The sequence below is a fragment of the Embleya hyalina genome, from assembly GCF_003967355.1.
Lineage (GTDB): Bacteria > Actinomycetota > Actinomycetes > Streptomycetales > Streptomycetaceae > Embleya > Embleya hyalina.
Genome location: NZ_BIFH01000026.1, coordinates 103,480 through 129,665, shown reverse-complemented (window position 1 = coordinate 129,665; position 26,186 = coordinate 103,480). Strand labels below are relative to the sequence as shown.

Sequence of the window (26,186 nt, the reverse complement as noted above, 5' to 3'; positions counted from 1 at the left end):
GGGGCTCGTCGAGAGCCGGCGGCCGACGGCCGGGTACGGGGGAGTGGACCCGGCCGTCGGCGCCCTTCACACCCACGGGATGGGGGGTGCGCCGTCGCGCATCGGGGGTGTCAGGTCCCCTCCCGCTCCCGTTCGGTGCCCTTTGGTTGCCCGGGTTCGAGGCCGGAAAACCGCCTCGGATCGAAGAGGTCGAACCCGGCCGGACCAGGCTGCCAACCGATCGCGCGGACGACCATTCGGAGGCGATAGCGCCATTACCGAACAGAAACTTGACGCTGCGTCAGTAACCGGAACGGGAACCCCCGGGACCCGTTTCATCCCTGATCAGCCGCTTGATCACGGATCCGGAGGAGAGGGTGCGCGCCGATCGGATCGGCCCTCGATCGGCGCCCGGTCGGCGCACGTCCGGCCCTCGCCGGACCCTCGCCCGGCCGTCGGCCCACCCCGTCCGGCTCACGTCCCCGGCAGCCGCTCCAGTGCCGCGATCAGGTCCGGGTAGCGGCGGGTCCGGGCGCCGCCGTCCACCCCGTACGTGCTGCCCGAGACGAAGCCCGCCTCGTCGGAGGCCAGGAACAGGACCACGGCGGCCACCTCCTCCGGTTCGGCGAAGCGGCCCAGCGGGGCGTTGGCCACGTACTCCTCGACCACACCCGGGACATGCCACATGCCGGCGGTGGCCTGGGTGCGGATCAGGCCCGGCGCCACCGCGTTCACCCGGATGCCCGCCGACCCCAACTCCAGGGCCGCCACCTCGGTCAGCGCGACCACGCCGGCCTTGGCCGCGCAGTACGCGGCCATGCCCCGGCCGGGCTGGACCGCGTTGAGCGAGGCCATGGTGACGATCGAGCCGCCCCCGCCGGGGCGGGCCCGCATCGCGCGGCCGGCGTGTTTGACGGTCAGGAACGCGCCGTTCAGGCACAGGTCGACTACCCTGCGCCAGGCCGCGTAGTCGTGGTCGGCCAGTTCGGCCGCGGTGCCGCCGCCCGCGTTGGCCACCGCGATGTCCAGGCCGCCGAAATCGTCCACCGCGGCCCGTACCAGCGCGGCCACGTCGTCCTCGACGGTCACGTCGCACAACCTGGTGTGGCACCGCTCCGGGCCCAACTCCTCGGCGAGCGCGGCCAGTCCGGCGGCGTCCACGTCCCCGGCCACCACCACGGCCCCCTCGGCCACGAACCGGCGCGCGACGGCCCGACCGATGCCCGCCGCGGCGCCGGTCACCAGCGCGACGCGGCCCTCGATCCGACCTCCGCCGGCCGGTCCCGCCCCGTTCGTCCGCCCGCTCACGTGGAGGCCCCCTTCGTGTTCTCGTAGTCCTTCACGGCCCCGCCGACCGCCTGCGCCGTCCGGTCCCGCCAGGTCTCGGACAGGCCGACCTGCCAGTCCTGCGACGCGAGCGGGCCGTGCGCGGCGCCGGTGAAGTACGGGATCACCTCCCGCGCGATCAACTCGTACGACCGCCTGGTCGCCGCCGGGTCGGCGAAGTCGGCGCCCATGAACAGGTAGGTGCCGAAACCGCCGGACTTCTGCCACAACCGCTCGATCTGCCGAATCGCCATCTCCGGCGTGCCGCAGATGAACGAACCGGTCGTGTTGCCCCGATCGATGCGCCGGGCGAGCGGGGTGTCGGCGTCGAGCGGGATCGGCAGCACCTTCGCCTGGTAGTTCTGGATGCCTTCGAGGCCGTACGCGACCTCGCGGCGCGCCTGCTCCTCGGTCTCGGCGATGTGCATCATGCCCATCAGCCGCCACGCGGACCGGTCCATGATCCGCCCGTGGCGCGCGGCCACCTCGTTCGCGATGCCCCAGTGCGAACCGAGCGCGTCGAAGCCGCCCTCCTGGCTCGCGGCGATCGAGAGCATGCCCGCGCCGAACCGGCCTGCGGTGCGCGGCCCGGCGGGGGAGAAGGTCGCGGCGACGGCGAGTTCGAACGACGGGTGGGTATACGGCCGCAATTGCAGACGGGCGTCGCGCAGGGTGAACCAGTCGCTCTCGCGGGTCACCGGCTCGCGGCCCGCGAGCAGGGCCACGATCGCCTCCAGGGATTCCTCCATCATGGCCCGCTGGCGCGCCGTGTCGATACCGAGCATGTGCGCGTCCGAGGCGAGTTGGCCGGGGCCGACGCCGAGCATGACCCGGCCGCGGGTGAGGTGGTCGAGCAGGACCATGCGGTCCGCGACGTGCAGCGGGTGGTGGTACGGCAGCGAGACCACGCCCGTGCCGAGGCGGATGTGTCGGGTTCGGGCCGCGGCGCTCGCGATGAACAGTTCGGGGGAGGCGACGATCTCCCAGCCGCCCGAGTGGTGCTCGCCGATCCACGCCTCGGCGTAGCCGAGCCGGTCCAGATGTTCGACCAGGGCCAGATCCTGTTCGAGCAGCAGGGTCGGATTGCGCCCCGCCTGATGGAACGGGGCCAGGAACACCCCGAACTTCAGCGGACTGCGCTCGCCGACGGCCACCTGCCGGGCGATCTGCTGCGCTTCCGTTTGCGCCACTGCGACTCCTTGACTGGACGGGACGGGACCGCGCGACCGGCCGGAAACCGATCGGCCGTCAACGTTCCATGGCGCGATGCGCGAAGCAATAGACGCACTATGCGAAAGGTGTACCGAGGGTGGTCGGGCCGCGGCCGGCCGGTCGGCAGGTCGCTCGATCGGGTACGGAGCGCCGCCCCGAGGCGCCATGGTGGTGACGGAGCCCGAAATGTATTGGCCCGTCCGGCGCCGAGCCGGTAGTAAGGGATGTCACCCCCGGATCCACTCCGACCGCTCACCCCCGACCGCAGCACCCCGACCGCAGGACGAAGGACGCGCGCACGCCATGGGCTACATCGATGTCAACACCATCGGATTCACCTTGCCGGATGGACGTGTGCTGCTGGACGAGGTGAGCTTCCGGGTCGGCGACGGCAGCACCGTGGCGCTGATCGGCGCGAACGGCGCGGGCAAGACCACCCTCCTGCGGATCATCACGGGCGAGCTGAAACCGGACAGTGGCGCGGTGGCCCGCACGGGCGGGCTCGGCATCATGCCGCAGTTCGTCGGCCGGATCCGGGACGCGTCCACCGTGCGCGACCTGCTGGTCTCGCTGGCCCCACCGCGGATCCGGGACGCGATGCGCGCGGTCGACGACGCCGAACTCGCGCTGATGGAGCACGACGACGAGAAGCACCAGATGCGCTACGCCGGCGCGCTGGCCGAGTTCGGGGACGCCGGCGGCTACGACATCGAGCCGGCGTGGGACCAGTGTTGCCAGGCGGCGCTCGGCACGACCTACGACGTCGCCAAGTGGCGCGAGGTGCGCACGCTGTCCGGCGGCGAGCAGAAGCGGCTGGCGCTGGAGGCGCTGCTGCGCGGGCCCGACGAGGTGCTGATCCTCGACGAGCCGGACAACTACCTCGACGTACCCGGCAAGCGCTGGCTGGAGCAGTCGCTGCGGGAGAGCCAGAAGTCGGTCCTGCTGGTGTCGCACGACCGCGAACTGCTCGCGCGCGCGGCCGACCGCATCGTCACGATCGAACTCGGCGCGGCGGGCAACACGGTCTGGATCCACGGGGGTTCGTTCGCCACCTACCACGAGGCCCGGCGCGCGCGATTCGAGCGCTTCGAGGAGTTGGGTCGCCGGTGGGACGAAGAGCACGCCAAGCTCAAGGCGTTGGTCCTGCTGTACAAGACCAAGGCGGCGTACAACGACGGTCTGGCCTCGCGGTTGCAGGCCGCGCGGACCCGCCTGCGCAAGTTCGAGGAGATCGGCCCGCCGCAGAACATCCCGCGCGAGCAGGACGTGAAGATGCGGTTGCGCGGATCGCGCACCGGCAAGCGGGCGGTCGTCGCGCAAGCGCTGGAACTGAGCGGTCTGATGAAGCCGTTCGACACGGAGATCTGGTACGGCGACCGGGTGGCGGTGCTCGGCTCGAACGGCTCGGGCAAGTCGCACTTCCTGCGGCTGCTGGCGGCCGGCGGCACGGATCCCGAGGCCGAGCACGAACCGGTCGGCGACACGGTGATCGCGCCGGTCGCGCACACGGGTCGGGCCCGGCTCGGCGCGCGGGTGCGGCCCGGGTGGTTCGCGCAGACGCACGACCATCCGGAGTTCGCGGGCAAGACCCTGGTCGACATCCTGGGCCGGGGCGACGAACACCGCAGCGGCCTGGGCCGGGAGGGCGCGGCCAGGGTGCTCGACCGGTACGAGCTGGCCTACGGCGCGGAGCAGCCGTTCGACACCCTGTCGGGCGGCCAACAGGCCCGATTCCAGGTGCTGTTGCTCGAACTCTCCGGCGCCAACCTGCTGCTCCTCGACGAGCCGACGGACAACCTGGACCTGGTCTCCGCCGAGGCCCTCCAGGACGCGCTGGAGGCCTTCGACGGCACGGTCCTGGCAGTCACCCACGACCGCTGGTTCGCCTCCTCCTTCGACCGCTTCATGGTCTTCGGCCAAGACGGCCGCGTCCGCGAAACGGACGGCCCGGTATGGGACGAGGGCCGCGTGGACCGCGCCCGAACCTGACCCGAAACCCAAACCAAGTCCCGGGGCGGGCAAGGGAGTTCGCGGCCCGCCCCGGTGGACGGTGGACGAATCGTGCCTGCTCGGGGTACGGTCCCCGACGTGATGATTCCCAGCGAGCCTGGTAGATGACGGGCCACAACCGAGAAGAAATCAGTGAAGCAGCCCGGCTCCACGTGCTGCGCGGTCTGCGCCGGGGCGAGATCAGGACCGGCTTCGTTTCCGCGATCGTGAACTTCGGCGTCTTCGTCGACATCGGCGGAGTGGACGGCTTGATCAGCGTCCCCGAACTCACCTGGAAACACTTTTCCCACCCCTCGGAGATCGCCTCGGTCGGCGACGAACTCAGCGTCGAAATCCTGGACGTCGACCTCGACCGACAACGCGTCTCCCTGTCGCTGAAGTCACTCCTGCCCGATCCGTGGCAAGAGTTCGCGGCAACCCACACCAGAGGCCAATCCCTGTCGGGGACGGTCACCAAGGTGATCCCGTTCGGCGCTTTCATTCGCATCGCCGACGGCATCGAGGGCCTGCTGCACAACGCCGAACTCCCGGAACACGCGGCCGATTCGCCGGAGTCCATCCGCCGGGAAGGCGACGTGTTGCGGGTCGAAATCCTGGACATGGACCTGGTCCGCCGCCGCGTCGCACTGACGCTGCCCGCGGTCCCCGGCCCGCCGTCGGCAGGTGATGCACAACCCCGGTAGCGCGCGTGGGCGCGGCGGTCCCCATGTGCGGACCGCCGCGCTCACGCGGCACGGCGGCAAGACCCCCCGCCCGGGTCGGGCTTCGGGGTAACCGGAATGACGAGGGTGGGTGGTCTGCCCTACGGTTCGGCGGATGCATCCCCACTTCGACGCGGCGAATGAAGCGAACGAGCCGGACGAGTCGAGCGCCGCGCGCGACGTGGTTGTTCGGTGTGCCGACGACCCGGATACCCGGATATGTCTTCGGGACGCGTTCAGTCCGGACGACGAGGTGGCCGTCGCGCACTCCCCGGCGTCGCGGCTGGTGAACTACACGGTCGAGTTGTGTGGGCCGGGGCTGGCCGCGCGCCTGGAGCGGGTGGTGGGCTGGAGCGGCGAGGCGACCGAGATCGACGGCTTCTTGACGGACCTCGCCCGGGACTTCGGGGGATGGGACGGTGAGCGGACCTGGCGTACGGACGACCGGGATCTGACGGTCAGGGCGGTGTTCCGGTCGGGGGGCCGGGTGGAACTCACCTGGGAGCTGCGGCCGTGGCGTGCCGCCGACGGGCGGTGGACGGCCTCGGCGACCACGGTGTTGGCGGCGGGGGAGCGGTTGTCGGTGCTGGCGGCCGATGTCAGGCACTTCCTGGCCGGTGCGGAGGGCTGATGGTGCCACGGCGGCCGCGCCGGTGCCGACCCGGGCCGCCCGCCCGGCTCACCCGTGTTCGGCGAAGGCCGCCCTGATCGCCGCGTGGTCCGTGCCCGACGCGAGGAGCAGGCGCAGCAGCACGCGGGCCTTGTACGGGTCGAGCAGTCCGCCGTCGAGCAGGCCGCGTCGTTGCAGGTCGGTCTCCGAACCGATGGCGCCGTACGTGTGGCGCAGCACGGGGCCGGCCCCCGTGCGCGAGGTCAGGACGACCGGGACGCGTTCGGCGAGCGCACCCAGCGTCGGGGCGAGCGCGGACGGGACGTGGCCGACGCCGAATCCGGCCACCACCAGCCCCCGATGGCCGCCGGGGAGGCCCGCGAGCAGCGTGCCGTCGTCGTCGAACGTGGCCGGGTACAGCGCCACGCGGGCCTCGGCCAGTGCGGCGGTCGAGGGCGTCGGCAGCGGGGTGTGTCGCGGGGGAGCGGTCAGGATCCGGACCCGCTCCTCGACCACCCGGCCCAGCGGCCCGGTGTCGGGCGAGGCGAAGGCGCCCGTGCTGCTGCTGTGCGTCTTGCGGACCCGGCGCGCGGCGTGGATCTCGTCGCCCAGGACCACCAACGCGCCGAGCCCGCGCGCCGGTTCGGCCACCGCGACCCGCACGGCGGCGAGCAGGTTCGCCGGCCCGTCGGGGCCCGCCAGGGTCGGGTTGCGCATCGCCCCGGTGAGGACGAACGGCTCCGGGTGCGGCCACACGAGGTCGACCAGGTAGGCGGTCTCCTCCAGGGTGTCGGTGCCCTGGGTGACCACGACGCCCGCGGCGCCCTCGGCGACCGCGCGCGATCCGGCGGCGACCACGTCGAGGATCCGGGCGAAGGTCAGGTCCGCGCTGGGTACGGCCCGGACGTCCTGGACGTGCAAGCGCACGCCCGACTCGGCCAGGCCGGGGACGGCGGCGGTCAGGTCGGCGCCGGTGAGCCGGTTCACCACCGGGTCGGCGGCGGATCGGTCGGTGCCGGCCATGGCGATCGTGCCCCCGAGAGTGAACAGCGCGACGTGCATCGGTCGGACCTTCCCGTGGATCACTGCGATGGACCCGGACACGGTATCCGCCCGATCCGAGGACCCGCCCGACCCGCTCGACCCGCCCGCCGGCGGTGGTCTCGGCGAGCGAGGGCACACGTGGAACGACCCCGAGGGACGTATGTCCACTCGGGGTCGCCAGGTGCTTTTCGGTGCCGTCGTGCGACGGTCCCGTTCGTCGGGCCGGATTCGACATCGTGCGCTCGGACCGGCCTGCGGGTCGGGGGTCATCGCCGCCGTCACCGGGTGAGCAGCTGCAGGTTCCGACGCATGCGCAGCGACTCGATCGCCGCGGCGCTCTGTACCGTCTCCTGCCGTACCTGCTCGGCCCGACGGGCCTTGGCGGCGGCGCGTCGGCTGCGCAGGGCCGCCACGACCATCCGGTCCCGACGGGCGACGGTGAGAAGCTCCTGCTGACGGTTCTTGTAAAGCTCGTACTCGATCACTGTGTCCACCTTCTGTTACTTCGACCCGGTCTCCCCGGCTCGTGGTAACAGCTTCGCGCCCCAGTGGGGGTCGGGGCATGAGGCGGATGCCGCATCTATCCGGGGATCCGTCGACACCCGGATACCTAAGCCGATCCGAGCCGGCCTAAGCCGACGTAAGGCGGCCTAAGGTCCCCTGAGGTCTTCCGAGGCAGGTCCGTCGAGAATCCGGTGACGACGCCCTGACCTGGGCAGATGCGCGGTGGACGATACCCCCCCGGCCGCAGTCAGCGGATAAGGCCCCGGCTCCGGGCCGCGGCGAGCCATCGCGGGTACTGGCCCACGAGTCGCTCGAAGAGTTCGTCGTCGTCCAGGCCGTTCAGGTCGGCGACGGTGAAATACGCCGTGTTGTCGAGGAAGCGGCCGGGCAGGTCGTCCAACTCCGCCAGGAACTCGAACTCGTCCGGCTCGCCGATGGCCATGAACTGCCAGAACACCGGCTCGTAGCCGGAGGAGCGGATGTGCTCGCGGGCCGCGTCCTCCTCGCTCGTCGCGCCGTCCGTCACGAACATCACGAATACCGGCGGCTCGGGCGGCGTGGTCGCGGGCAGCGGCGTCGAGCGTGGGGCGCCGGAGCCGAAGTAGTACTCCCGCACCGCCCGCATCGCCTCGCCGTAGTCGGTCCACGGGCCCACGTCCGCCTCGGCGTACACGGTCGCCACCCGCCCCCGGTAGTTGTCCATGTTCATGCCGCCGAACCGCCGGGCGAAGGCCGCGAAGGGGAACACGTCCACCTCGCCGTCGTCGTCGAAGCGCAGCCCCAGCGACAACACCCGCTCGGCCAGTGCCTGCACCCGACCGCTCTCGTACATCTCGTCCATCGAGATCGACATGTCCAACACCAGCGCCACACGCGCGGTGTGCTCGGCCAGGCCGTGCTTTTCCAGACCGATCGCGGCCTTCTTGGTCAGCGAGAGCAGTGTGTCGTGACCGTCGCGGGCGAGCCGCTTCTCCATCGAGATCAGCCGCTGTTTCCCAAGGTCGACCACGGGTGCCGAGGGCGCGGACTCCTCCGCCGCCACGTTGATCCCGAAGTCCGTTGCCAGACTCGCCAGTCCGGAGTCGTAGCCCTGCCCGACCGCGCGGAAGCGCCACCCGCCGGCCCGGCGGTACACCTCGCCGAACACGAACGCCGTCTCCGTCGTCGCGTCGTCGATGTCGAACGAGACCACCGGGGCGCCGGTGGCCGCGTCGGTCAACTCCAGCCGCAGGCCCGGCACCCGGCCGAACGCGCCGCCGTCCGCCGAGGCCGCCAGGATCACCGCCGCCAGGTCGGCGGGCGCCCGGTCCAGGTCGAGGGCCACGGTGTCGGAGCCGGGCCGTTTGCCCCGGTGGCCGACCGCGCCCGAGGGATGGCCGGGCTGGTTGTGGAAGACCATGTCCGCGTCGCCGCCCACCCGGCGTTCGCCGTTCAGCAGCAGCGCCGACACGTCGACGTCCGGCACGCCCGGACCCGGTCGCCAGTTGAGGGTGGCGTGCAGATTCCCGGTCGACAGCGGGGCGTTCGCGCCCTTGGCGAGCTTCGTCATCCCCTCACCGTGCCACAGCGCCCGAGCCGCGGTGCGGTTCGGGCGAGTTCGGTACGGGCGGACGAGGACGACTCCGCCGGCACCGGCGGGGATCCGGTCCGCCAGGATGGGCCCATGGCGTCGATCGTGTTGGCATCGCTCACCGTGGGCTGGATCCCCGTCGCGCATCGCATGGAGCTGCTGCGCTGCGACGAGGTGCCCGCCGGCTACACCGTGACCACCGGCTTCGTGTTCGCCGTGGACGCGGTGGGGCGTACGTTGCTCACCCGGGTGGACCGGCCGGGACGCGGCTGGGAGGTGCCGGGTGGGCACCTGGATCCGGGCGAGACCCCGGCCCTGGCGGCCGCGCGGGAGCTGGCCGAGGAGACGGGGCTGCGCCTGGACGCGGGCCGGCTGACGCTGCTCGGCGGCCAGCGGATCACCCTGTCGGATCCGCCGCCGGCCGACTACCGGTATCCGGCCCGGGCGTTCCAGGCGTTCCACGCCGTGCGGCTGCCGGACCGGGGCGCGCCCACCCGGCCGGAGCCGGGCTCGGAGTGCGGGGCGGCCGAGTGGGTGGGGCCGGCCGAGGTCGCCGCCCGCTGCCGGGGCGCCGCCTGGCTGCCGCTGCACGCGACGTTGTTCGGCTGACCGGGACCGTTGCGTCCGACGGGCGGGCCCGGCCCACCCCCCGCCGCGCCCCAGGGCCGAAACGGGCTAATCTGCACCGATGATCACCGTCTCCACCGCCAACGTGAACGGGCTGCGGGCCGCGGCCGGCAAGGGCTTCACCGAGTGGCTGGGCGCCACCGAGGCCGATGTGGTGTGCCTCCAGGAGGTACGGGCCACGCCCGACCAGCTCAGCGACGAGGTTCGCGATCCCGAGGGCTGGTACGCCTACTACGCGCCCGCCACCGCCAAGGGCCGGGCCGGCGTCGCGGTGTACAGCCGGGTCCGGCCGAGCGCGGTCCGGATCGGCTTCGGGTCGGCCGAGTTCGACGCGTCCGGGCGGTGGATCGAGGTCGACCTGCCCAAGGTGACCGTGGCCAGCCTGTACCTGCCCACCGGCGAGGCGGAGACGCCCAAGCAGGAGGAGAAGAACCGGTTCATGGCCGACCTGCTCGCGCACCTGAAGGTGATGCGCGCGACGGCCGCGATCGGCGGGCGCGAGTCGCTGGTGTGCGGGGACTGGAACATCGCGCACACCGAGCACGACATCAAGAACTGGAAGGGCAACGTCAAGAAGTCCGGGTTCCTGCCCGAGGAGCGGGCCTGGCTCACCGACCTGTTCGGCGCGGCCGACTGGCACGACGTGGTCCGCCGGATCCACCCCGAGGGCCCCGGGCCGTACTCGTGGTGGTCGTATCGGGGCAAGGCGTTCGACACCGACGCCGGCTGGCGGATCGACTACCACGTCGCGACCCCGGAACTGGCCGACGTCGCGCTCACGGCGGTGACCGAGCGTGCGGACAGCTACGACGCGCGCTGGTCCGATCACGCGCCGGTGACGGTGGCGTACGACATCTGAGCGGGGCGGGTTCCCGCACCGTCCGCGCGGGCGGGCCGCACGGCGTCCGCGCGGGCGGGCCGCTACGACATCCGTGCCGGCTCCGGGATCGGGTCGGGGTCCGTGCCGGGCGCGTTCGGCGTGCCGTAGAGCGTCTCGCGGCGCCGCCGCATGGCCTTCGTGTGGCATTCGTCGCAGCACCACGGGGTGACCGGCATCGCCATCAACTCGGCCATCCGGGCGCGGGTCGTGTCGTCGGCGGGGGTGTAGACCATCATCCGGGTCTCCGGGACGTTCAACTGCAACCGGGTGGCCGCCAGGTCCAGCCGGCCCACCGTGACGTGCAGGAGCCGCTTGATGTGCCGACTGCCCGAATTGACCTCGCGGCGGGCCCACAGCCGGGCGAACTCCGCGCTGGCGTCGGCCAGTCGGCTGACGAAGGACTCCCACTCCGGCTCACCGACGTGCCGGGCGAACGCGGTCTGCAACTCGGCGACCATGCGCGGTTCCTCGTAGGCCCGGTCGATGAACGGATTACACGTCTCCCGCGACGTGAACGTGGCCCAGATCGCGTTGCGCTCCTCGATCGGCATTTCGGCCAGGCTCGGAAACAGCCTGGAGTACGCGTCGTTCCAGGCCAACACGTCGTAGCGGGCGTTGTACACCGCGGCCGGATGCGGGACCAGCGTGTCCAGGATCTCCTGGATCTCCGCCGGCAGCGTCGCCCCCGGAGGCGACGCGACCTCCCAGGGCACCTGCGCGAGGCGGTACAGGTGGGTGCGCTCGGCCGGGTCCAGCCCCAGGGTGCGCGCGACCGCGTCCAGTACCTGGATGCTCGCGTTGATCGGCCGACCCTGTTCGAGCCAGGTGTACCAGGTCACCCCCACCCCGGCGAGCAGCGCCACCTCCTCGCGCCGCAGTCCCGGCGTGCGTCGGCGCAGACCCGGGGGCAGGCCGACCTCCTCCGGGGTGCGGCGCTCGCGCCGACTGCGCAGGAACGCGCCCAATTCGGTGCGCCGACTGGCGGTGTTGGTGCTCATGCGGCCATCCTCGCCGCTCTCCCGCCGGGCTGCCAGGTGCTCTCGGTACCAGGATCGACAGGCTCTCGGCAACAGGATCGCCGGCCCCGCACGCTCCTTGCATGACCACGACAACAGCCGCGCCGGCCACGGCGCGGCGCGCCCATCCGCTCCTGCTGACGGCGTTGCTCACCGCACAGTTCATGGCCTTGCTCGACACCTCGGTCGTCAACGTCGCCGGCCCCACCATCCGTACCGACCTGGACACCAGCGGCGCGGGTCTGCAACTGGTCGTCTCCGGCTACACCATCGTCTACGCGATGCTCATCGTCACCGGCTCCCGGCTCGGCGGGCGGCACGGGTTCCGGCGGATCTTCGGCGTCGGACTGGTCGTTTTCACCGCCGCGTCGCTGGCGTGCGGGCTCGCCTGGGACGACACGTCGCTGATCGCGGCCCGCGCCGTCCAGGGCGGCGGCGCCGCGCTGATGGTGCCCCAAGTGCTCAATCTGATCCAGGCGACCTACGCCGGGGCCGATCGGGCCCGGGCGATGGGGCGCTACGCCGCGACCATCGCCGGCGGCATGGTCGCCGGGCAGGTGCTCGGCGGACTCCTGGTCAGCGCCGACCTGTTCGGGTTGTCCTGGCGGCCGGTGTTCCTGATCAACATCCCGGTCGGGATCGTGCTGTACGTGCTCGCGCGCCGGGTGTTGCCCGACGGCGGGGTCCCCTCGGCGCGCGGTCTGGACCTGCCGGGTCTGGCCCTGCTCGCCCCCGCCCTGCTGGCCCTGGTCGTCCCGCTGGTGATGGGGCACGAGTTGGACTGGCCGACCTGGGGGTGGGTGAGCCTGGCCGGGTGCGTCGTGCTGTTCGTGCTGTTCGGGTTCGTCGAACGGCGCGCGTCGCACCCGCTGATCCCGGCGTCGTTGTTGCGGGTACCCGGGGTGCTGCCGGGAGCGGTGACGTTGCTGCTGACGATGACCGCGTTCGGCGGGCTGATGTTCTCCACCGCGCTGTACGTCCAGGGCGGCCTGGGCTACTCGGCGCTGGAGGCGGGGTTGACCTTCATCCCGGCCTCGCTGGTGTTCGCGACGGTGTCGCTGCGCTGGCAGTTGTTGCCGGCCGCGTGGCATCCGCGGCTGCCGATGATCGGGATGCCGATCGGCGCGCTCGGCTTCGCGGCGACCGCGTGGACCTTCCGCACCGGGCAGCCGCTGCCGGTGCTGCTCGCCACGATGGCGGCGGGCAGCTTCGGGCTGGGGGTGGCGTACAGCCCGGTGATGACGCTGGCGCTGCGCCGGGTGCCGCTGCCGCAGGCGTCGGACGCGTCGGGCCTGATGGTGACGATGATCCAACTCGGCCAGGTGCTCGGCGTGGCCGTGTTCGGCACGCTGTACCTGTCGGTCGGCGGCGACTTCCACCACGCGGGCGAGGTGACGGCGCTGTGGATCGCGGCGACGGTGTTGGTCACCACCGTGCCGGCGGCGCGGCTGCGTCGGTGAGGTTCCGGGGGGCCACGGGGGTGCCCCTCGGTGTTCGTCGACGAACTCGGGGCCGCGGCGGGTGCTATCCGGTGTTCGCCGCGGCCTCCGCCGCGTCCTGGGCGGCCAGGACGCGGTGGCCGTATTCGAGGGACCACTCGCCCAGCGCCCGGAACGGGACCAGGAGGGATTCGCCCAGGTCGGTCAGCGCGTACTCGACGCGCGGCGGCGCCTCGGCGTAGGTGCGGCGGACGACCAGGCCGTGGTACTCGAGTCGGCGCAGCGTCTCGGTGAGGACCTTCGCGCTGATCCCGCCGATGCGCGCGGCCAGGGCGCCCGGCCGGGTCGGGCCGTCGGCCAGCGCGTACACGACCACGCTGTTCCAGCGGTTGGTGAGCAGGTCGAAGGCGACGCGGGCGCGGCAGTCGGCGACGTACTCGCCTTCGTGCTCGGTCATGGCACCCATTCTCCCCCGGCCGTCACTTACCGAACGGTGCGGATCGGCGCGCCTAGCGTCGTGGAGCCGGAAAGACACACGTCGTATGGGGAGAAGCGCGATGCGAATCGGAATATTGGGCGCGGGCAACATGGCGGCGGCGCTGGGGGCCAAGTGGGTCGGGGCCGGACACGACGTGCTGATCGGGGCCCGGTCGGCGGAGCGGGCCGCGGTGCTCGCCGAGCGGATCGGGGCGCGGGCGGGCACGCTCGCCGAGGCCGCCGGGCACGGGGAGGCGGTGCTGGTGTCGGTGGGGCACGCGGCGGTCGGGGAGGTGGTCCCGCCGCTGGCGCCGAGCCTGGTGGGCAAGGCCCTCCTCGACTGCTCGAACCCGATCGTGCCGGGGCCGGGCGGCCTGATGTTGACCACGGACGGCGGCCCGGCGGCGGCCGGGGCGCTCGCGGCGGCGGCCCCCGGGGCGCACGTGGTCAAGGCGTTCCACCTGAGCGCGGCCGAGGTGTGGGCGGGCCCGCACGCGGCCGGCCTCGGCGTGCCGCTGTGCGGTGACGACCCGACGGCGCTGGCCGTGGCACACACCCTGGTCGCCGACGTCGGATCGGTACCGCTGCCGGTCGGCGGCCTGGACCGGGCGGGCTACCTGGAGGCGACCGCGGCGATCGTGATCGGCATGTGGTTCGCGGGCCAGGACCCGCGGACGATGTTGCCGCTGCCGGAGAACGCCCACGGGTAGGACCCGTCCGTTCCTTCACGGTCCGGCGTTCCGCTCTCTTCGGCCGTGTCCAAGGCCCTAGGCTTTGCGGTGTCAGGGATCGGCCCGAAGGGACGTGAACGACATGCCGGTGATTCGAGTCGCACGCGCCTTCGACGGCGAACGCGCACTGCCCGGGCCGGTATCGGTCTTCGTCGCGGACGGTCGGATCGTCGGACTGGAGCCGGGCGCGGCCCACGTGCCGGACGGTTGGGAGGTGGTCGACCACCCCACGGCGACCATCCTCCCCGGCCTGTTCGACCTGCACAGCCACCTCGGCGGCGACGGTCGTGACGGCGCGCTCGACCGGTTGCCCGACTACTCCGTCGCCGAACTCGACGCCGTGATCGACGACTCGCTACGGCGCGAACTGGCGGTCGGGGTGACCGTGGTGCGCGATCTCGGCGACCGCGACTGGTCGGTGCTGCGGCGGCGCGATCGGGCGCCGGACGGGCGGGCCGTGCCGACGATCCTGGCCGCGGGGCCGCCGATCACCAGTGCCGGGGGCCACTGTTGGCGATTCGGTACCCAGGCCGTCGGGTCGGAACAACTGCGCGCGGCGGTGCGGGAGCGGGTCGAGCGCGGGGCGGACGTGGTCAAGGTGATGGGCAGCGGCGGCACCATGACGCCGGGCACCGATCTGATGCACTGCCAATTCACCCGGGCGCAGATGCGCCTGATCGTGGACGAGGCACACGCCGCCGGCCTGCCGGTGACGGTGCACGCCCACAACCTGCCCGCCGTCGAACAGGCCCTCGCCGCGCACGCCGACGGCATCGAGCACTGCACCTGTCTGACCGAGCAGGGCGTGCGGATCTCCGACGACCTGCTGCACCGACTCGCGGCACGGGGCATCCCCGTGTGCCCCACGCTCGGAACCGACCCCGACGCGCTCGCGCCGCCGGCGGCACGGGAGTTGCTGGCGCGCATCGGAGCGACCCGGGAGGTCCGGCTCGCCCACGTGGTCCGCCTGCACCGGGCCGGGGTCCGCATCGTCTCCGGAGCCGACTCGGGAATCAGCGCCGCCAAGCCGCACGGCAGCCTCCCGGCGGCGATCGCCGACCTGGTCCTCGGCGGCGTCTCGACGACCGACGCCCTCGCGTCGGCCACCTCCCTCGCCGCCGACGCGGTGGGCCTCGGCACCCGCAAGGGCCGCCTCCGCGCGGGCCACGACGCCGACCTGCTGCTGTGCGAGGGCGACCCCGTCACCAACATCGGGGCACTCACCGCGGTCACGGCGGTCATGGTCGGCGGGACCTGGGCGGATACGCCCTAGGCGTTTTCGGTCAGGTACGCGATCAGGACGGGGACGTGGCTGTGGGATGGGTCGCGGACGGCGGTGAGCAGGGTCACGTGCCCGGTGCCGGCTCGGGTCAGTAGCGCGGTGCGGGCGGATTCGGCGGTCGGGGAGTCGAGTTCGGCGCGGTAGCGGGTGCGGAATTCGGCCTCGGTGAGGGTGCCGCCGTGCAGGGCGCGCCGCAGCTCGGTGGACGGGGTCAACTCCTTGGCCCAGTCGTCGAGACGGGCGTCGGCCTTGGTGATTCCGCGCGGCCACAGGCGGTCGACCAGCACGCGCAGGCCGTCGTCCGGGTCGACGGGGTCGTATACGCGGCGGACGCCGATGGTGGGTCCGCCGGCCGTGGGGCGCTGGGCCATGGTGGCTGCCTCCGGTTGGGGGTCGATGCCCGATGCCCGCGTGTACCCCGCCGCCGGGCGGTCCCACCATCGGGCCGCGCGTGCGTTCGATATGCGTGTTCGGTGCGCGTGTCGGGCGCGGGTTCAGTACGCGATGCCGACCGGTTGGCGGTACGTCGCCGGGTCGTCGACGACCGCGAGCATCGCGTGCGCCACGTCGGCTCGGGCGATCGTGGCGCCGCGCGGCACGCTGCCGCCGATCTGCGTGCGGTACACGCCGGTGACGGCCGCCTTGGTCAGCTTCGGCGGTCGCATCGCGGTCCAGTCGGTGTCGCTGCGGGCGAGTTCGGCCTCCATCGCCGCCAGGTCCGCGTAGACGTCCTTGAGCATCGAGCGCAGGATCGGGATCAGGCCCTTGCGGACCAGGATCGAGTCCTCGGACGGCGTCGGGCCCACCGGCGCGGCACTGATCGTCACCAGGCGCCGCACCCCCGTGTCGGCCATCGCGGTGAGGATCGCGGCGGTCGCGGCGGCGGCGATCCCGGTGACCTTGCGGTTGCGCGGCCCGATGCCGGAGAGCACCGCGTCGTGCCCGTCGATCGCCTCGCGCAACTCGGCCGGATTCGTCACGTCGGCCCGGACGACGTCGATGTTCGGGTGTTCGAAGTCGGGCCGGGACGGCGCCCGGACCACGGCCGTGATCTTGTGTCCGGCCGCCGCGGCCTGCCGCAGGACGTGTCCGCCGGTGGCACCCGTCGCGCCGAGAACGGTGAGCCTCATGTGTCGCCTCCCGAGGTTGGTGAGTGTTCACTCACCCCTCCATGGTGAATACTTGCTCACCACTACGTCAAGTCCGGCCCAGGACCACCCACGACGAACGGACGATCGCCCCGATGCACCACTCGCCCCACCCGGGCGCGGACCGGCGGGAGCCGTCGCCGTCGACTCCCGGGCCGACATCCGGGACCCGCGCCGCGTCCCGCCCCGAGACCGGCCCCGGGGCGCGGCCGGCGGTGCCCACCCGGCAGCGCATCGTCGACGCCGCCGAGCATCTGATGCGAACGCTCGGCCTGGCGCGGACCACCACGAAGGAGATCGCGCGCGCCGCCGGCTGCTCGGAGGCCGCGCTGTACAAGCACTTCACCGGCAAAGAGGAGCTGTTCGTCGCGGTCCTCCAGGAGCGGTTGCCGCCGCTGGGGCCGCTGCTGGCGCAACTCTCCGGCGAGGCGGGCGAGGCGGGCGAGGCGGGCGAATCGATCGCGTCCGGCACGGCTGCGGACGCGGGGGGTGACGCCGTGGAGCGGCGGTTGGCGGCGATCGTGCGCCGCGCCGTGGAGTTCTACGAGGAGAGCATGCCGATCGCCTCGTCCCTGTTCGCCGAACCCGCGCTGCTGCAGCGCCACCGCGAGGCGCTGCGCGGCATCGGCGCCGGTCCGCAGGTACCGCTGCGCATGCTCGCCGACTACCTCGCGGTGGAACGCGACCGGGGCCGGATCGCACCGGGGACCGATCCCGACGCGGCCGCCGCGCTGCTCCTGGGCGCGTGCTACCAGCGGGCGTTCCTGCGGCACTTCATGGGCGTCGAGGACGGCCCGCCCGCGGCCGAGTTCGCCGCGAGCACCGCCCGCACGCTGATGCGCGGCATCGCCCGCACCTGATGTCGGCGCGGGCTGCGACACTCCGGGCAGCGGATGTCCGCCCGCGATGTCGGCCCGGGCTCATATCGTGCGCGCATGGAACTGACACCGCACATGATCACGATCGACTGCGCCGACGCGGGCCGGCTCGCCGCCTGGTGGGCGGACGCGCTGGGCGTGGAGATCGCCCAGGACTTCGGCGAGTTCGTCATGGTCGCGGCCGAGCCGCTGGTCCTCGGCTTCCAGAAGGTGCCGGAGCCGAGGGTCGGCAAGAACCGGCTGCACATCGACTTCTCCGCCCCCGACCGCGTCGCGGCGGTCGACCGGCTGGTCGGGCTCGGCGCCACGGTGGTGGGGGATCGCAGTGCGCCCGGGCTGACCTGGACCACCATGCGGGATCCGGACGGCAACGAGTTCTGCGTCTCCGGCTGACGGCCCGGGCCCGGATTCAGCCCCGGTTCAGGTGGTCCGCCAACGCCCGCAACGCGGTGATGGTCTCCCGGTCCAGGCACTCGTCGTCGGCGGTGGGCCAGGCGCTGGTCTTGACGATGACGACGTCGGCTTCGGGGTCCACGTAGAGGTATTGGCCGAAGACACCGATGCCGGTGAAGGCGCGCCGTGCGCCGCCGAGGGTCCACCACTGGCTCGAATAGCCGTAATGCGGTCGGCCGCTCGGGCCGAGTGCGCCGACCGCGATGTGGGGGACGTCGCGGCCGCGGCTGCGCGCCACCCACTCCTTCGGCACGATCCGCTCGCCCGCCCACTCGCCGTCGCGGGCCATCAGCAGGCCGATCCGGGCCAGGTCGCGGGTGCTCGCGTTGAGCGAGCCGCCGCCGAGCGCGGTGCGCGGGCGGCCCCGGGTGAGGAAGTAGTACGCGTCGTCCTCGGTGCCGATCCGGGACCACAGGCGGCTCGCGGCGTACTCCGCGATCGGCATTCCCGTCGCGCCCTCCAGGACCCACCCCAGCACCTGCGAGTCGATCGTCGAGTAGTTGAACGCGGTGCCCGGCGGGCTCATCCGGGGCAGCGAGCGGATCACGTCCAGGATCGATCCGCCGCCGGTGACCGCGCGCTCGAAGCGGTTGATCGCGCTCTCCGGGACGGTCCAGTCCTCGACCGCGCCCACGCCGCTGCACATGTCCGACACCTGCTCGACGGTGGGCCCCTCGAACGCGGTCCCGGCCAGGTCCGGGCAGTAGGTCGCGACCGGGTCGTGCAGACTCGTGATCGCGCCCTCGGCCAGCGCGATGCCGACCAGGATCGACGTCACCGACTTGGTCAACGAGAAAGCCTGGAAGCGCACGCCCGGCCCGGCGCAGCGGCCCGCGTAGCTCTCGTGCACGATCGCCCCGCGATGCAGCACCAGGAACGACGTGGTGAAGGTGCGCGCGTGCAGGTCCGCGAGCGGGCGCTCGACCCGGTCGAGGGTGTAGGTCGCCTCGATCGACTCCGCCCGCTCCGGCCACGGGGACGGCGTCGCGGCACGCGGGACGACGGTCTTGGGCATCAGCGCGTTCATGTGGGTGAAGGTCCACTCGTTCACCGGACGCCGCAGCATCAGATCGCCCTGATGTCGCCAGAGCCACACCGCCCCGGCCGCGGCCCCGGCCAGGGCCGGCACGGTCCGACCCCAGCGCGGCATACCCGAAGCAGAACCCACGACGCCACTCTCCCTGTTGTGCGCACTCGTATCGGATCGGACCGGACCGGGGGGCGGCCGGAGCCGCGCATCAGTAGAGCATCGACGCGCGGGAGGATGCGAGCGGCACGCGGTGGGCGGTCAGGCCCGGCCGCGGAGGTAGCGACCCCGGGAGAGTTCGGTGACCACGACCGGTTTGTCGCGGCCCGGGACCACGGTGCGGCGCTCCTCGGTCATGCCGAGTTTCGTCATGACGTTGGCCGAGGCGGCGTTGTCGACGTGGCATACGCTCACCAGGCGCGGGACGCGGGCGTACTCGAACGCGAAGCGCAGCACCTCGACGGCGGCCTCGGTGGCGATGCCGTGACCCCAGTACGGCCGGGCCAGCCGCCAGCCGATCTCGACGGCGGGCAGGATCTCCGGCAGGAACTCCGGTACGGCCAGGCCGGCCCAGCCGACGACCGTGCCGACCGGGCCCGGGTCGGGTGTGCGCAGTTCGATCGCGAACAGGCCGAACCCGCGTGCCTCCCAGTCGCGTTCGTAGCCGGACAGGGCCGCGGCGCTCTCTTCGGGCGTACGCGGCAGCCCGTCGCCGACGTAGCGCATCACCTCGGGGTCGGCGTGCATCGCGGTGAGGGCGGGCAGGTCGTCGTCGTGCCAGCGGCGGAGCAAAAGCCGGTCGGTTTCGATCATCGAACCATCGTGCATGATCCGACGGCGGGTCGGGGAACGTATTCGCGGGCTTTCGCACGCCGCCCGATCGGGTCGCCACGCGCCGCCCGACCGGGCCCGCGCACGATGTCCCGTCGGCCCTCGACGCCATGTCCGATTCCCGCCGGACGATGCGCCGCGGATCGCGCACAGTGGGTGGTGAAAGCCCCGGTGTCGCATCGGGATCGGTACTCGCGGCCCGCGCCGCGGTCTTGGCGAAAGGTGCCATGATGACCGTCCACACCACCCTCGACAGCCCGCTCGGCGAGCTGCTGCTGATCGGCGAGGAGCGCCCCGACGGCACGGTCGCGCTGTCCTCGCTGTCCGTACCCGGCCAGAAGGGCGGGGCCGGGGTGCCCGCCGACTCGCGTGCCGACGCGACCGTGTTCGCCGAGCCGGTGCGCCAACTCGGCGCCTACTTCGCCGGCGAACTGCGCGACTTCGACCTCCCGACGGCCCCGCGCGGCTCGGCCTTCCAGGAGCGGGTCTGGGCCGCGGTCGACGAGATCCCGTACGGCACCACGACCACGTACGGCGAGATCGCCCGACACGTGGGCATCTCGCGGGCGGGCGTGCGCGCGGTGGGGACCGCGATCGGCGCCAACCCGCTGCTGCTGATCCGCCCGTGCCACCGGGTGATCGGCGCGGACGGCGCGCTGCGCGGCTACGCCGGCGGGCTCGACCGCAAGGAGTACCTGCTCGACCACGAGGGCGCGCTGCCCGCGCGGCTGGGGTGAACGCCGTGGACACCCTCTTCGCCGCCGAACCGGTGACCGGCACCGACCTCGCCGCGCGCCTCGACGAGCACGGCCACGCGCTGACCCACCGGATCCTGGACCCGGACGCCTGCCGCGAGATCGCGGACCTGTACGACCGACCCGAACTGTTCCGGGCCACGATCGACATGGCCCGACACCGGTTCGGGGCCGGGCAGTACCGCTACTTCGCCGCACCCGTCCCGGAGCCGATCGCGGCACTGCGCGCGTCCTGCTACCCGCACCTGCTGCCGATCGCCCGCGCGTGGGCGGAGCGGCTGGGCCGGCCCGCGCCCTGGCCGGACACCCTGGACGAGTGGCTGACGATGTGTCATGCGGCGGGCCAGACCCGGCCGACGCCGATCCTGCTGCGCTACGGGCCGGGGGACTGGAACGCGTTGCACCGCGACCTGTACGGCGACCTGGTCTTCCCGCTGCAGGTGGTGATCGGCCTCGACGCGCCCGGCGTCGACTACACGGGCGGCGAATTCCTGCTGGCCGAACAGCGGTTCCGGGCGCAGTCGCGCGGGACCGCGATCAGCCTGCCGCAGGGGCACGGGCTGGTCTTCACCACCCGGGACCGGCCGATCCGCTCGGCCCGGGGCTGGTCGGCCGCCCCGATCCGGCACGGGGTCAGCACGGTCCACTCCGGCCGGCGCCGCACCCTGGGCCTCGTCTTCCACGACGCGGCGTGAGCGACGTGAACGGCGGCGCGGGTGACGGATACACGCTGATCGGGCCGGACGGGCGGCCCCGCCGCAGTGCGACCCCCGGCACCCTGGGCGGGACCACGAACGGCCGGCTGTACGGGCGGCTGGACTGCCGCAGCGCGTTGCGGGCGATCGCGCGCGGGGGCTACGTGGCGAGCCGGGTCTTCTTCGCGACCGAGGCGGACGCGGTGGCGGCGGGGTTCCGGCCCTGCGCGGTGTGCCTGCCGGCCGAGTACGCCCGCTGGAAGGGCTGCCCGCCCGCGCCGCACACCGAGGCGGAACTGGCGGACCTGCTCCGGAAGTTGACCGGTCGGCGCACGCTGGCGATCGGACACGGCCGGGACCGCGCGTCCACCGCCGCCGCGCACGCGCTCGCGGCGGCCTGGCCGGGCGAGGTGGTGAGCGTCGTCTCCTGGCCCGAGCAGGCCGCCTCGTGGTTGCGCCCGGCGCTGCGGCTGACCGCCCAGGCGCCGGACGCCTGGGTGGTGGCGGGCGCGGCACGGGGGTGGGCGGGGATGCGGGAGCGGTTGTTGCGCAGTACCGATTGGGATCCGGAACGCACGTATGGGTTCGGGGCGTTGGCGGACGCGATCGGGGACGCGGGAGAGGAGTGGGACCCGACGGCCGGCTTCCTGTCGTACGCTCCGATCATGGCCGAGCGCACCTTCGTCCCCGACGACTTCGTCATCCCCTCGCCGCCGAGCACACCGTCCTTTCGCTTGGAGCCCCTGGCGGCCCGGCACAACGAGGCCGACCTCGCCGCGTGGACGTCGAGCATCGACCACATCCGCGCCACACCGGGTTTCGCGGGCCGCCACTGGCCGCCGCCGGAGGGCATGGCCTCGGCGGACAACCTGCGCGACCTGGTCGAACACGCGGACGACTTCACTCGGCGGGTGGGCTTCACCTATACGGTGCTCGCTGTCGGGGAGGTCGGGGAGGTCGGGGAGGTCGGGGAGGTCGGGGACGCCCGAGGTGTCGAGGGCGTCGGGAGCGCCGAGGGCGTCGAGGACGTCGTCGGGTGCGTCTACATCTACCCCGACCGGGACGACCCGTCGATCACCGACGTGCGCTCGTGGGTGCGGGCCGACCGGGCCGACCTCGATGCTCCGCTCCACCACGAGGTGTCCGCGTGGCTCGCCGCCCGGTGGCCCTTCGAGCACGTGGTCTACGCCCCTCGGTAGGCGTGTGCCGTCCCGCGCCTGGATGTCCTGATCAGGTGAACTCCGGAACCAACGCGGCCAGTTCGCGCCATTCGTCGAGCGGGACGCGGCCCTGGTCCGGGGTGAGGACCTGGAGGCAGACGTGGTCGGCGCCCGCGTCGAGGTGTTCGCGGACGCGCTTCGCGACGGCCTCGGTGTCGCCGATCGCGAACAGGGAGTCGACCAGGCGAGTGCCCTCGCCGTCGATTTCGGCCCGGCTGAAGCCGAGTCGGCGGAGGTTGTTCACCTGGTGCCGGGCGGCCCGATAGCCGGCCACGAAGCCGCGCGCCACCTCCAGGGCCGGGGTCCGGTCGGCGGTCGGCGAGAGGATCACGGTCAGCGCCACGGACAGGTACGGGTCCGGGCCCATCGTCTCCCGGGCGAGCGCGGTGTGGTCCACCGTCACCAGGTAGGTGTGCGCGCCCCAGGTCCGGCGGCCGGCGAGGGCGAGCATCCCGGGCCCGAGGGCGGCGAGCACACGGCGGGTGGGGCGCTCGGGCGGGTCGCCGACGAGTACGGCGGCGTCCATCTCGTCGAGGTACGCGCCGACGCCCGCGACGGCGGGGGCGGTGTTCGCCTTGGGCATGCCGGGGATGTCCGCCTGCCCGGCGGCGCGGTGGCCGCCCAGGCCCAGCACGAAGCGGCCCGGATACGCCTCGTTGAGCGTGGCCTCGGCGGCGGCCATCAGGCGCGGGGTGCGCTCGGACATGATCGCGATGCCGGTGGCGACCGGGAGCGTGTGCGTCGCCGACAGCAGGAGTTGGGCATGGGTCGTGGCCTCGCGGCCGATGCCCTCGCCGATCCACAGGCCGCCGTAGCCGAGGGCCTCGATCTCGGCGGCCGCGTCGCGTACCTCGCCGGCGGGTCGACCGTCGAACGCGAAGGTCCACAGGCCGAGTCGCCCGAGGGCGGTCTTGTCGTGCGTCATCGGGTTCCGTTTCGGTTCGTCGGGGTGTGCGGGTGGGGCCGGCGGCGTCCCGTGGGCACGGCTCCGCCTGCCGGGCACGGCTGCGCCCGACATACCGGAGGGGTCCTCCGGTTTGCCTCTTCCACCATATGGAGGCAGGCTCCGTTTGACAATCGTGGTGTCGTTCGAGAGGGAGTGCCGATGAGCCGGCCGATGCGCGCCGATGCGCGGCGCAACTACGAGCGGCTGCTCGCCGAGGCCCGGGTGATGTTCGGTGAGCGGGGCGTCGACGCGTCGCTCGAGGAGTTGGCCCGGCGGGCCGGGGTCGGGATCGGGACGCTGTACCGGCATTTCCCGACCCGCGACGCGCTGGTCGAGGCGGTGGTGCGGGATCGGTACGACGGCCTCACCGCGCGGGCCGAGGCGTTGCGCGACGCCGACGGCGCGCGGGACGCGCTGGCCACGTGGTTGCGGTTGCTGATCGAGGGGGCCGGTACGTTCCGGGGGATGAGCGCGACGCTGATGGCCACGCTCGCCGACGAGACCTCGGAGCTGTACGCCTCCTGTCATGCGATGCGCGAGGCCGGCGCCGACCTGCTCACCCGCGCGCAGGCGGCGGGGGAGGTGCGCGCCGACATCGACACGGACGGGTTGTTCACCCTCGCGCACGGGATCGCGTGGGCGCACGAGCAGCGTGAAGTGGACGATCCGGAGCGGTTGCCCCGGCTGCTCGACGTGGTGGTCTTCGGGCTGGCGACGCGCGACTGAGCACGCGCCGCCCCGGAGATGGGGTGAACACGTGCCGGAGCGCGCGGCAGAGGCGCGCGGCGGGGACGCGCCCCGCTCGGAGTGCGCGCGGTCGGCTCGACCAGACTGCGGGGCATGGACAACCAGGCGAATGGGCGTGCGGAAGACGCGGCGGACGTGCGGATCACCGGCGCCGCGGGGGCGCTGTTCTTCGATGCCGAGGGGCGGGTGCTGCTCGTCGAGCCGGACTACAAACCCGGGCTGGAGTTTCCCGGCGGGATCCTGGAGCCGGGGGAGTCGCCGTGGGAGGGCTGCGTCCGGGAGGTGCGGGAGGAGTTGGGGATCGTGCTCGACGGTGCGCCGAACCTGCTCGTGGCGCAGTGGGTGGCGCCGACGGGCGAGCATCGCGGCGGTGTGCGCTGGCTGTTCGACGGGGGCGTGTTGACGGCCGAGCGGATCGGGGAAATCCGGCTCCAGGCCGACGAGTTGCGGGCGTGGCACCTGCTGACGCCGGATCAGGGCGCGGCGGCGATGCCGGCGGAACGGGCCGCGCGACTGCGGGCGGCGCTGCGGGCGCGGGCGGGTGGCGGGGGGATGTACGTGGAGGGCGTGGAGTGAACCGGGCGCGCTAGCGGTGCGTGCCGCCGCCCGTCACGGCAGCCGTCAGCGCTTCGACGAGCGGGATCGGCGGGGCGTCCGCCGCCGGGTACACCAGCAGGGAGCCGTCGGCCGCGATGTCGAAGCGCACGCCCGGTCGGCCGTCGCGGGCGGCCTCCTCCGGGTCGAGGGGGATGGGCGGGCCCTCGCCGAGGATCAGGGTGTCCGGGGTCAGACCGGCGCGCAGTACGGCCGCCTCCAGGGTCCTGGCCCGGCCCGGATGCGACGTGCTCAGCCAGATCCGCCGCGCCGGGAACGGGTCGTGCTCCAGGAACGGACGACCCGCGTGGTCGAGCGAGAACAGGTCCAGGACCGGTCGGCGGTGGGCCACGACGGTCGGCCGGCGGCCGGTGAGTCGCGACCGCATTCCGGGCGGCGGGTAGCCGAGTACGGGTAGTGCCGCGATGCCCCGGCGGTCGAACTCCGCCGCCGTCGCGGCCAGCAGCGCCTCGACGCGCTCGGCGATCGAGGTCCGGTCGGCGGGTCGACGTGCGGCCGAGGTGGGGCCGGCCGATCGCTGCCGCTCGGCCTCGATGCGGGCCTCGAAGTCGCTCATGGCGGCAACCTACCGGCGCCTCGCGCGCGGCGGGGCGATTCGGGTGGGCCGGTGTGATCGGGGTGCGGTCGAGGCGTGATCATCGGCCCGGCCCGACCGTCAGCCCGTCCGGGTCCGCTCCTGGCCGAGCGGCAAGCCGGATTCCTTGGGAACAACCGTACCGGGATGAAAATTGACGGTCCATCAGCCTTGTCGATTGGCAAAGGTCGACGTATGTTCATGGCCAACAGGAAGGGGGACCCGTGGCGATTCCGGCACCGGAGGACACCTACGACCGGGTGCTCCTGGCGGCAGAGGAGCTGTTCGGCGAACACGGCTTCGCCGGCACCTCGCTGCAGGCCATCGCCGACCGTGTCGGGGTGACCAAGGCGGCCCTGTACTACCACTTCCGGACCAAGGACGAACTGCTCGACGCCCTGCTGCGCCCGGCCCTGAACGATCTGGACCGGGTGTTGGAGGTCGCCGAGAGCAGGCGCGGCACCACCGCTCGCCAACGCCTGCTGTTCGAGGGCTACGTCGACTTCCTCATCCGGTACCGCACCCTCGCCGTCATCCTCGACCGGGACGTCGCGATAGGCCGCCACCCCGCCATTCAGCCCCGACTCGCCTCGATCACCGCGCGGGTGCGCGAAGTCCTCGACGACGTCGACGACTCGATCGAATACCGCGTGTCGACGGCGGTGGCGATGGGTGGCATCTACTCCGCCGTCGCCGCCTTCCCCGAACTGCCCGACGACGAGCTGGGTCGCATCCTGCGCGGTGTGGTCCGCAAGCTCCTGGGCCCGCGCCGCAGGGCGCCGGGCACGGTCGCCGGGGTCTGACCGAGCACGCGCACCGCCCCGCCCCGCAAACCCTCCGCGGGCCCGACACCAGCACGGCAGCCCACCGCACCACCGCACCACCACAC

The 26,186-nt window shown here is 72.9% G+C and carries 29 protein-coding genes; 16 read left to right on the top strand and 13 right to left on the bottom strand.

The genetic code is table 11. From position 1 onward, the window contains the following. Positions 1–453: 453 nt before the first annotated feature. Together EMA17_RS28310 and EMA17_RS28305 are read right to left on the bottom strand one after the other, a co-directional pair. Entirely contained in the window at positions 454–1,287 is an 834-nt protein-coding gene (locus EMA17_RS28310; RefSeq protein ID WP_126639968.1) for an SDR family NAD(P)-dependent oxidoreductase, read from the bottom strand. Next, a complete protein-coding gene (locus EMA17_RS28305) occupies positions 1,284–2,495 on the bottom strand; it encodes an LLM class flavin-dependent oxidoreductase (RefSeq protein ID WP_126639967.1) in 1,212 nt (403 codons plus the stop codon). Before EMA17_RS28305 ends, EMA17_RS28310 begins: the two co-directional genes overlap by 4 nt. 325 nt (positions 2,496–2,820) lie before the next feature. On the opposite strand from EMA17_RS28305, the gene EMA17_RS28300 reads away from it, so the two are divergent. The 3 genes from EMA17_RS28300 (at position 2,821) to EMA17_RS28290 (ending at position 5,859) form a co-directional block, all read left to right on the top strand. Continuing rightward, positions 2,821–4,506, top strand: a complete 1,686-nt coding sequence (locus EMA17_RS28300; RefSeq protein WP_126639966.1) for an ABC-F family ATP-binding cassette domain-containing protein — start codon at positions 2,821–2,823, stop codon at positions 4,504–4,506. 125 nt (positions 4,507–4,631) lie between these two features. Further along, on the top strand, positions 4,632–5,210 hold the full coding sequence (locus tag EMA17_RS28295) for a S1 RNA-binding domain-containing protein (RefSeq protein WP_126639965.1): 579 nt from the start codon (positions 4,632–4,634) through the stop codon (positions 5,208–5,210). Between the two features lie 133 nt (positions 5,211–5,343). Continuing rightward, positions 5,344–5,859, top strand: coding sequence for a DUF6228 family protein (locus tag EMA17_RS28290; protein WP_246126947.1), 516 nt, complete (start codon positions 5,344–5,346; stop codon positions 5,857–5,859). A gap of 48 nt (positions 5,860–5,907) precedes the next feature. On the opposite strand, the gene EMA17_RS28285 is transcribed toward EMA17_RS28290, so the two are convergent. From EMA17_RS28285 to EMA17_RS55460, 3 genes are all read right to left on the bottom strand, one after another. Then, entirely contained in the window at positions 5,908–6,900 is a 993-nt protein-coding gene (locus EMA17_RS28285) for an asparaginase (RefSeq protein WP_126639964.1), read from the bottom strand. A 260-nt stretch (positions 6,901–7,160) separates the two neighbouring features. Next, positions 7,161–7,367, bottom strand: a complete 207-nt coding sequence (locus EMA17_RS28280; protein WP_126639963.1) for a hypothetical protein — start codon at positions 7,365–7,367, stop codon at positions 7,161–7,163. Between the two features lie 266 nt (positions 7,368–7,633). Beyond that, positions 7,634–8,935: a VWA domain-containing protein gene (locus EMA17_RS55460; protein WP_160161589.1), complete on the bottom strand. Its 1,302-nt coding sequence runs from the start codon at positions 8,933–8,935 to the stop codon at positions 7,634–7,636. Positions 8,936–9,049: 114 nt separating this feature from the next. On the opposite strand from EMA17_RS55460, the gene EMA17_RS28270 reads away from it, so the two are divergent. Next, positions 9,050–9,565 carry an NUDIX domain-containing protein gene (locus EMA17_RS28270; protein ID WP_126639961.1) on the top strand — a complete coding sequence of 172 codons (516 nt, stop codon included), beginning with the start codon at positions 9,050–9,052 and terminating at the stop codon, positions 9,563–9,565. A 79-nt stretch (positions 9,566–9,644) separates the two neighbouring features. Further along, on the top strand, positions 9,645–10,442 hold the full coding sequence (locus EMA17_RS28265; RefSeq protein WP_126639960.1) for an exodeoxyribonuclease III: 798 nt from the start codon (positions 9,645–9,647) through the stop codon (positions 10,440–10,442). A gap of 62 nt (positions 10,443–10,504) precedes the next feature. On the opposite strand, the gene EMA17_RS28260 is transcribed toward EMA17_RS28265, so the two are convergent. Then, entirely contained in the window at positions 10,505–11,461 is a 957-nt protein-coding gene (locus tag EMA17_RS28260; protein ID WP_126639959.1) for a helix-turn-helix transcriptional regulator, read from the bottom strand. Positions 11,462–11,562: 101 nt separating this feature from the next. Between EMA17_RS28260 and EMA17_RS28255 the strand changes: the two genes are divergently transcribed. Continuing rightward, the gene (locus EMA17_RS28255; protein ID WP_126639958.1) at positions 11,563–12,939 is read left to right on the top strand and encodes an MFS transporter; all 1,377 of its coding nucleotides are present in this window, start codon (positions 11,563–11,565) and stop codon (positions 12,937–12,939) included. A gap of 64 nt (positions 12,940–13,003) precedes the next feature. Here the strand turns inward: EMA17_RS28255 and EMA17_RS28250 are convergent, their stop codons facing one another. Then, positions 13,004–13,375 (bottom strand): winged helix-turn-helix transcriptional regulator, encoded by a 372-nt coding sequence (locus tag EMA17_RS28250; RefSeq protein WP_126639957.1) that lies wholly within the window; start codon positions 13,373–13,375, stop codon positions 13,004–13,006. Between the two features lie 100 nt (positions 13,376–13,475). Between EMA17_RS28250 and EMA17_RS28245 the strand changes: the two genes are divergently transcribed. Continuing rightward, positions 13,476–14,105 (top strand): NADPH-dependent F420 reductase, encoded by a 630-nt coding sequence (locus EMA17_RS28245; RefSeq protein ID WP_126639956.1) that lies wholly within the window; start codon positions 13,476–13,478, stop codon positions 14,103–14,105. Positions 14,106–14,208: 103 nt separating this feature from the next. Then, entirely contained in the window at positions 14,209–15,399 is a 1,191-nt protein-coding gene (locus EMA17_RS28240; protein WP_126639955.1) for an amidohydrolase family protein, read from the top strand. Here EMA17_RS28240 and EMA17_RS28235 read toward each other — a convergent pair. Both EMA17_RS28235 and EMA17_RS28230 read right to left on the bottom strand, forming a co-directional pair. Continuing rightward, entirely contained in the window at positions 15,396–15,779 is a 384-nt protein-coding gene (locus EMA17_RS28235; RefSeq protein WP_126639954.1) for a DUF488 domain-containing protein, read from the bottom strand. The two genes, EMA17_RS28240 and EMA17_RS28235, sit on opposite strands and share 4 nt — an antisense overlap. A gap of 123 nt (positions 15,780–15,902) precedes the next feature. Further along, a complete protein-coding gene (locus EMA17_RS28230) occupies positions 15,903–16,538 on the bottom strand; it encodes an NAD(P)-dependent oxidoreductase (protein WP_126639953.1) in 636 nt (211 codons plus the stop codon). Between the two features lie 113 nt (positions 16,539–16,651). Between EMA17_RS28230 and EMA17_RS28225 the strand changes: the two genes are divergently transcribed. Together EMA17_RS28225 and EMA17_RS28220 are read left to right on the top strand one after the other, a co-directional pair. After that, complete coding sequence (locus EMA17_RS28225) at positions 16,652–17,416, top strand: TetR/AcrR family transcriptional regulator (RefSeq protein WP_126639952.1); 765 nt, start codon at positions 16,652–16,654, stop codon at positions 17,414–17,416. A gap of 75 nt (positions 17,417–17,491) precedes the next feature. After that, positions 17,492–17,827, top strand: a complete 336-nt coding sequence (locus tag EMA17_RS28220) for a VOC family protein (RefSeq protein ID WP_126639951.1) — start codon at positions 17,492–17,494, stop codon at positions 17,825–17,827. A gap of 16 nt (positions 17,828–17,843) precedes the next feature. Here EMA17_RS28220 and EMA17_RS28215 read toward each other — a convergent pair whose 3' ends face one another. Together EMA17_RS28215 and EMA17_RS28210 are read right to left on the bottom strand one after the other, a co-directional pair. Continuing rightward, positions 17,844–19,055 carry a serine hydrolase domain-containing protein gene (locus EMA17_RS28215; protein WP_246126946.1) on the bottom strand — a complete coding sequence of 404 codons (1,212 nt, stop codon included), beginning with the start codon at positions 19,053–19,055 and terminating at the stop codon, positions 17,844–17,846. Between the two features lie 120 nt (positions 19,056–19,175). After that, on the bottom strand, positions 19,176–19,727 hold the full coding sequence (locus EMA17_RS28210; protein WP_126639950.1) for a GNAT family N-acetyltransferase: 552 nt from the start codon (positions 19,725–19,727) through the stop codon (positions 19,176–19,178). Between the two features lie 248 nt (positions 19,728–19,975). Here EMA17_RS28210 and EMA17_RS28205 point away from each other — a divergent pair, with 248 nt between their 5' ends. The 3 genes from EMA17_RS28205 to EMA17_RS54365 are packed head-to-tail and all read left to right on the top strand — an operon-like array spanning position 19,976 to position 22,394. Further along, on the top strand, positions 19,976–20,482 hold the full coding sequence (locus EMA17_RS28205; RefSeq protein ID WP_126640110.1) for a methylated-DNA--[protein]-cysteine S-methyltransferase: 507 nt from the start codon (positions 19,976–19,978) through the stop codon (positions 20,480–20,482). After that, positions 20,479–21,195 (top strand): 2OG-Fe(II) oxygenase, encoded by a 717-nt coding sequence (locus EMA17_RS28200; RefSeq protein WP_126639949.1) that lies wholly within the window; start codon positions 20,479–20,481, stop codon positions 21,193–21,195. Before EMA17_RS28205 ends, EMA17_RS28200 begins: the two co-directional genes overlap by 4 nt. Then, positions 21,192–22,394: an Ada metal-binding domain-containing protein gene (locus EMA17_RS54365; protein WP_246126944.1), complete on the top strand. Its 1,203-nt coding sequence runs from the start codon at positions 21,192–21,194 to the stop codon at positions 22,392–22,394. The genes EMA17_RS28200 and EMA17_RS54365 overlap by 4 nt, the downstream gene beginning before the upstream one ends. Before the next feature lie 31 nt (positions 22,395–22,425). On the opposite strand, the gene EMA17_RS28185 is transcribed toward EMA17_RS54365, so the two are convergent. Then, positions 22,426–23,340: a TIGR03620 family F420-dependent LLM class oxidoreductase gene (locus EMA17_RS28185; RefSeq protein WP_126639948.1), complete on the bottom strand. Its 915-nt coding sequence runs from the start codon at positions 23,338–23,340 to the stop codon at positions 22,426–22,428. 180 nt (positions 23,341–23,520) lie between these two features. On the opposite strand from EMA17_RS28185, the gene EMA17_RS28180 reads away from it, so the two are divergent. Together EMA17_RS28180 and EMA17_RS28175 are read left to right on the top strand one after the other, a co-directional pair. Beyond that, positions 23,521–24,087, top strand: coding sequence for a TetR/AcrR family transcriptional regulator (locus EMA17_RS28180; protein WP_126639947.1), 567 nt, complete (start codon positions 23,521–23,523; stop codon positions 24,085–24,087). 114 nt (positions 24,088–24,201) lie between these two features. Continuing rightward, positions 24,202–24,684, top strand: a complete 483-nt coding sequence (locus EMA17_RS28175; protein ID WP_126639946.1) for an NUDIX domain-containing protein — start codon at positions 24,202–24,204, stop codon at positions 24,682–24,684. 10 nt (positions 24,685–24,694) lie between these two features. On the opposite strand, the gene EMA17_RS28170 is transcribed toward EMA17_RS28175, so the two are convergent. Then, positions 24,695–25,279 (bottom strand): hypothetical protein, encoded by a 585-nt coding sequence (locus tag EMA17_RS28170; RefSeq protein WP_126639945.1) that lies wholly within the window; start codon positions 25,277–25,279, stop codon positions 24,695–24,697. 242 nt (positions 25,280–25,521) lie between these two features. Between EMA17_RS28170 and EMA17_RS28165 the strand changes: the two genes are divergently transcribed. Then, positions 25,522–26,100 carry a TetR/AcrR family transcriptional regulator gene (locus tag EMA17_RS28165; RefSeq protein ID WP_160161588.1) on the top strand — a complete coding sequence of 193 codons (579 nt, stop codon included), beginning with the start codon at positions 25,522–25,524 and terminating at the stop codon, positions 26,098–26,100. Positions 26,101–26,186: the final 86 nt, after the last annotated feature.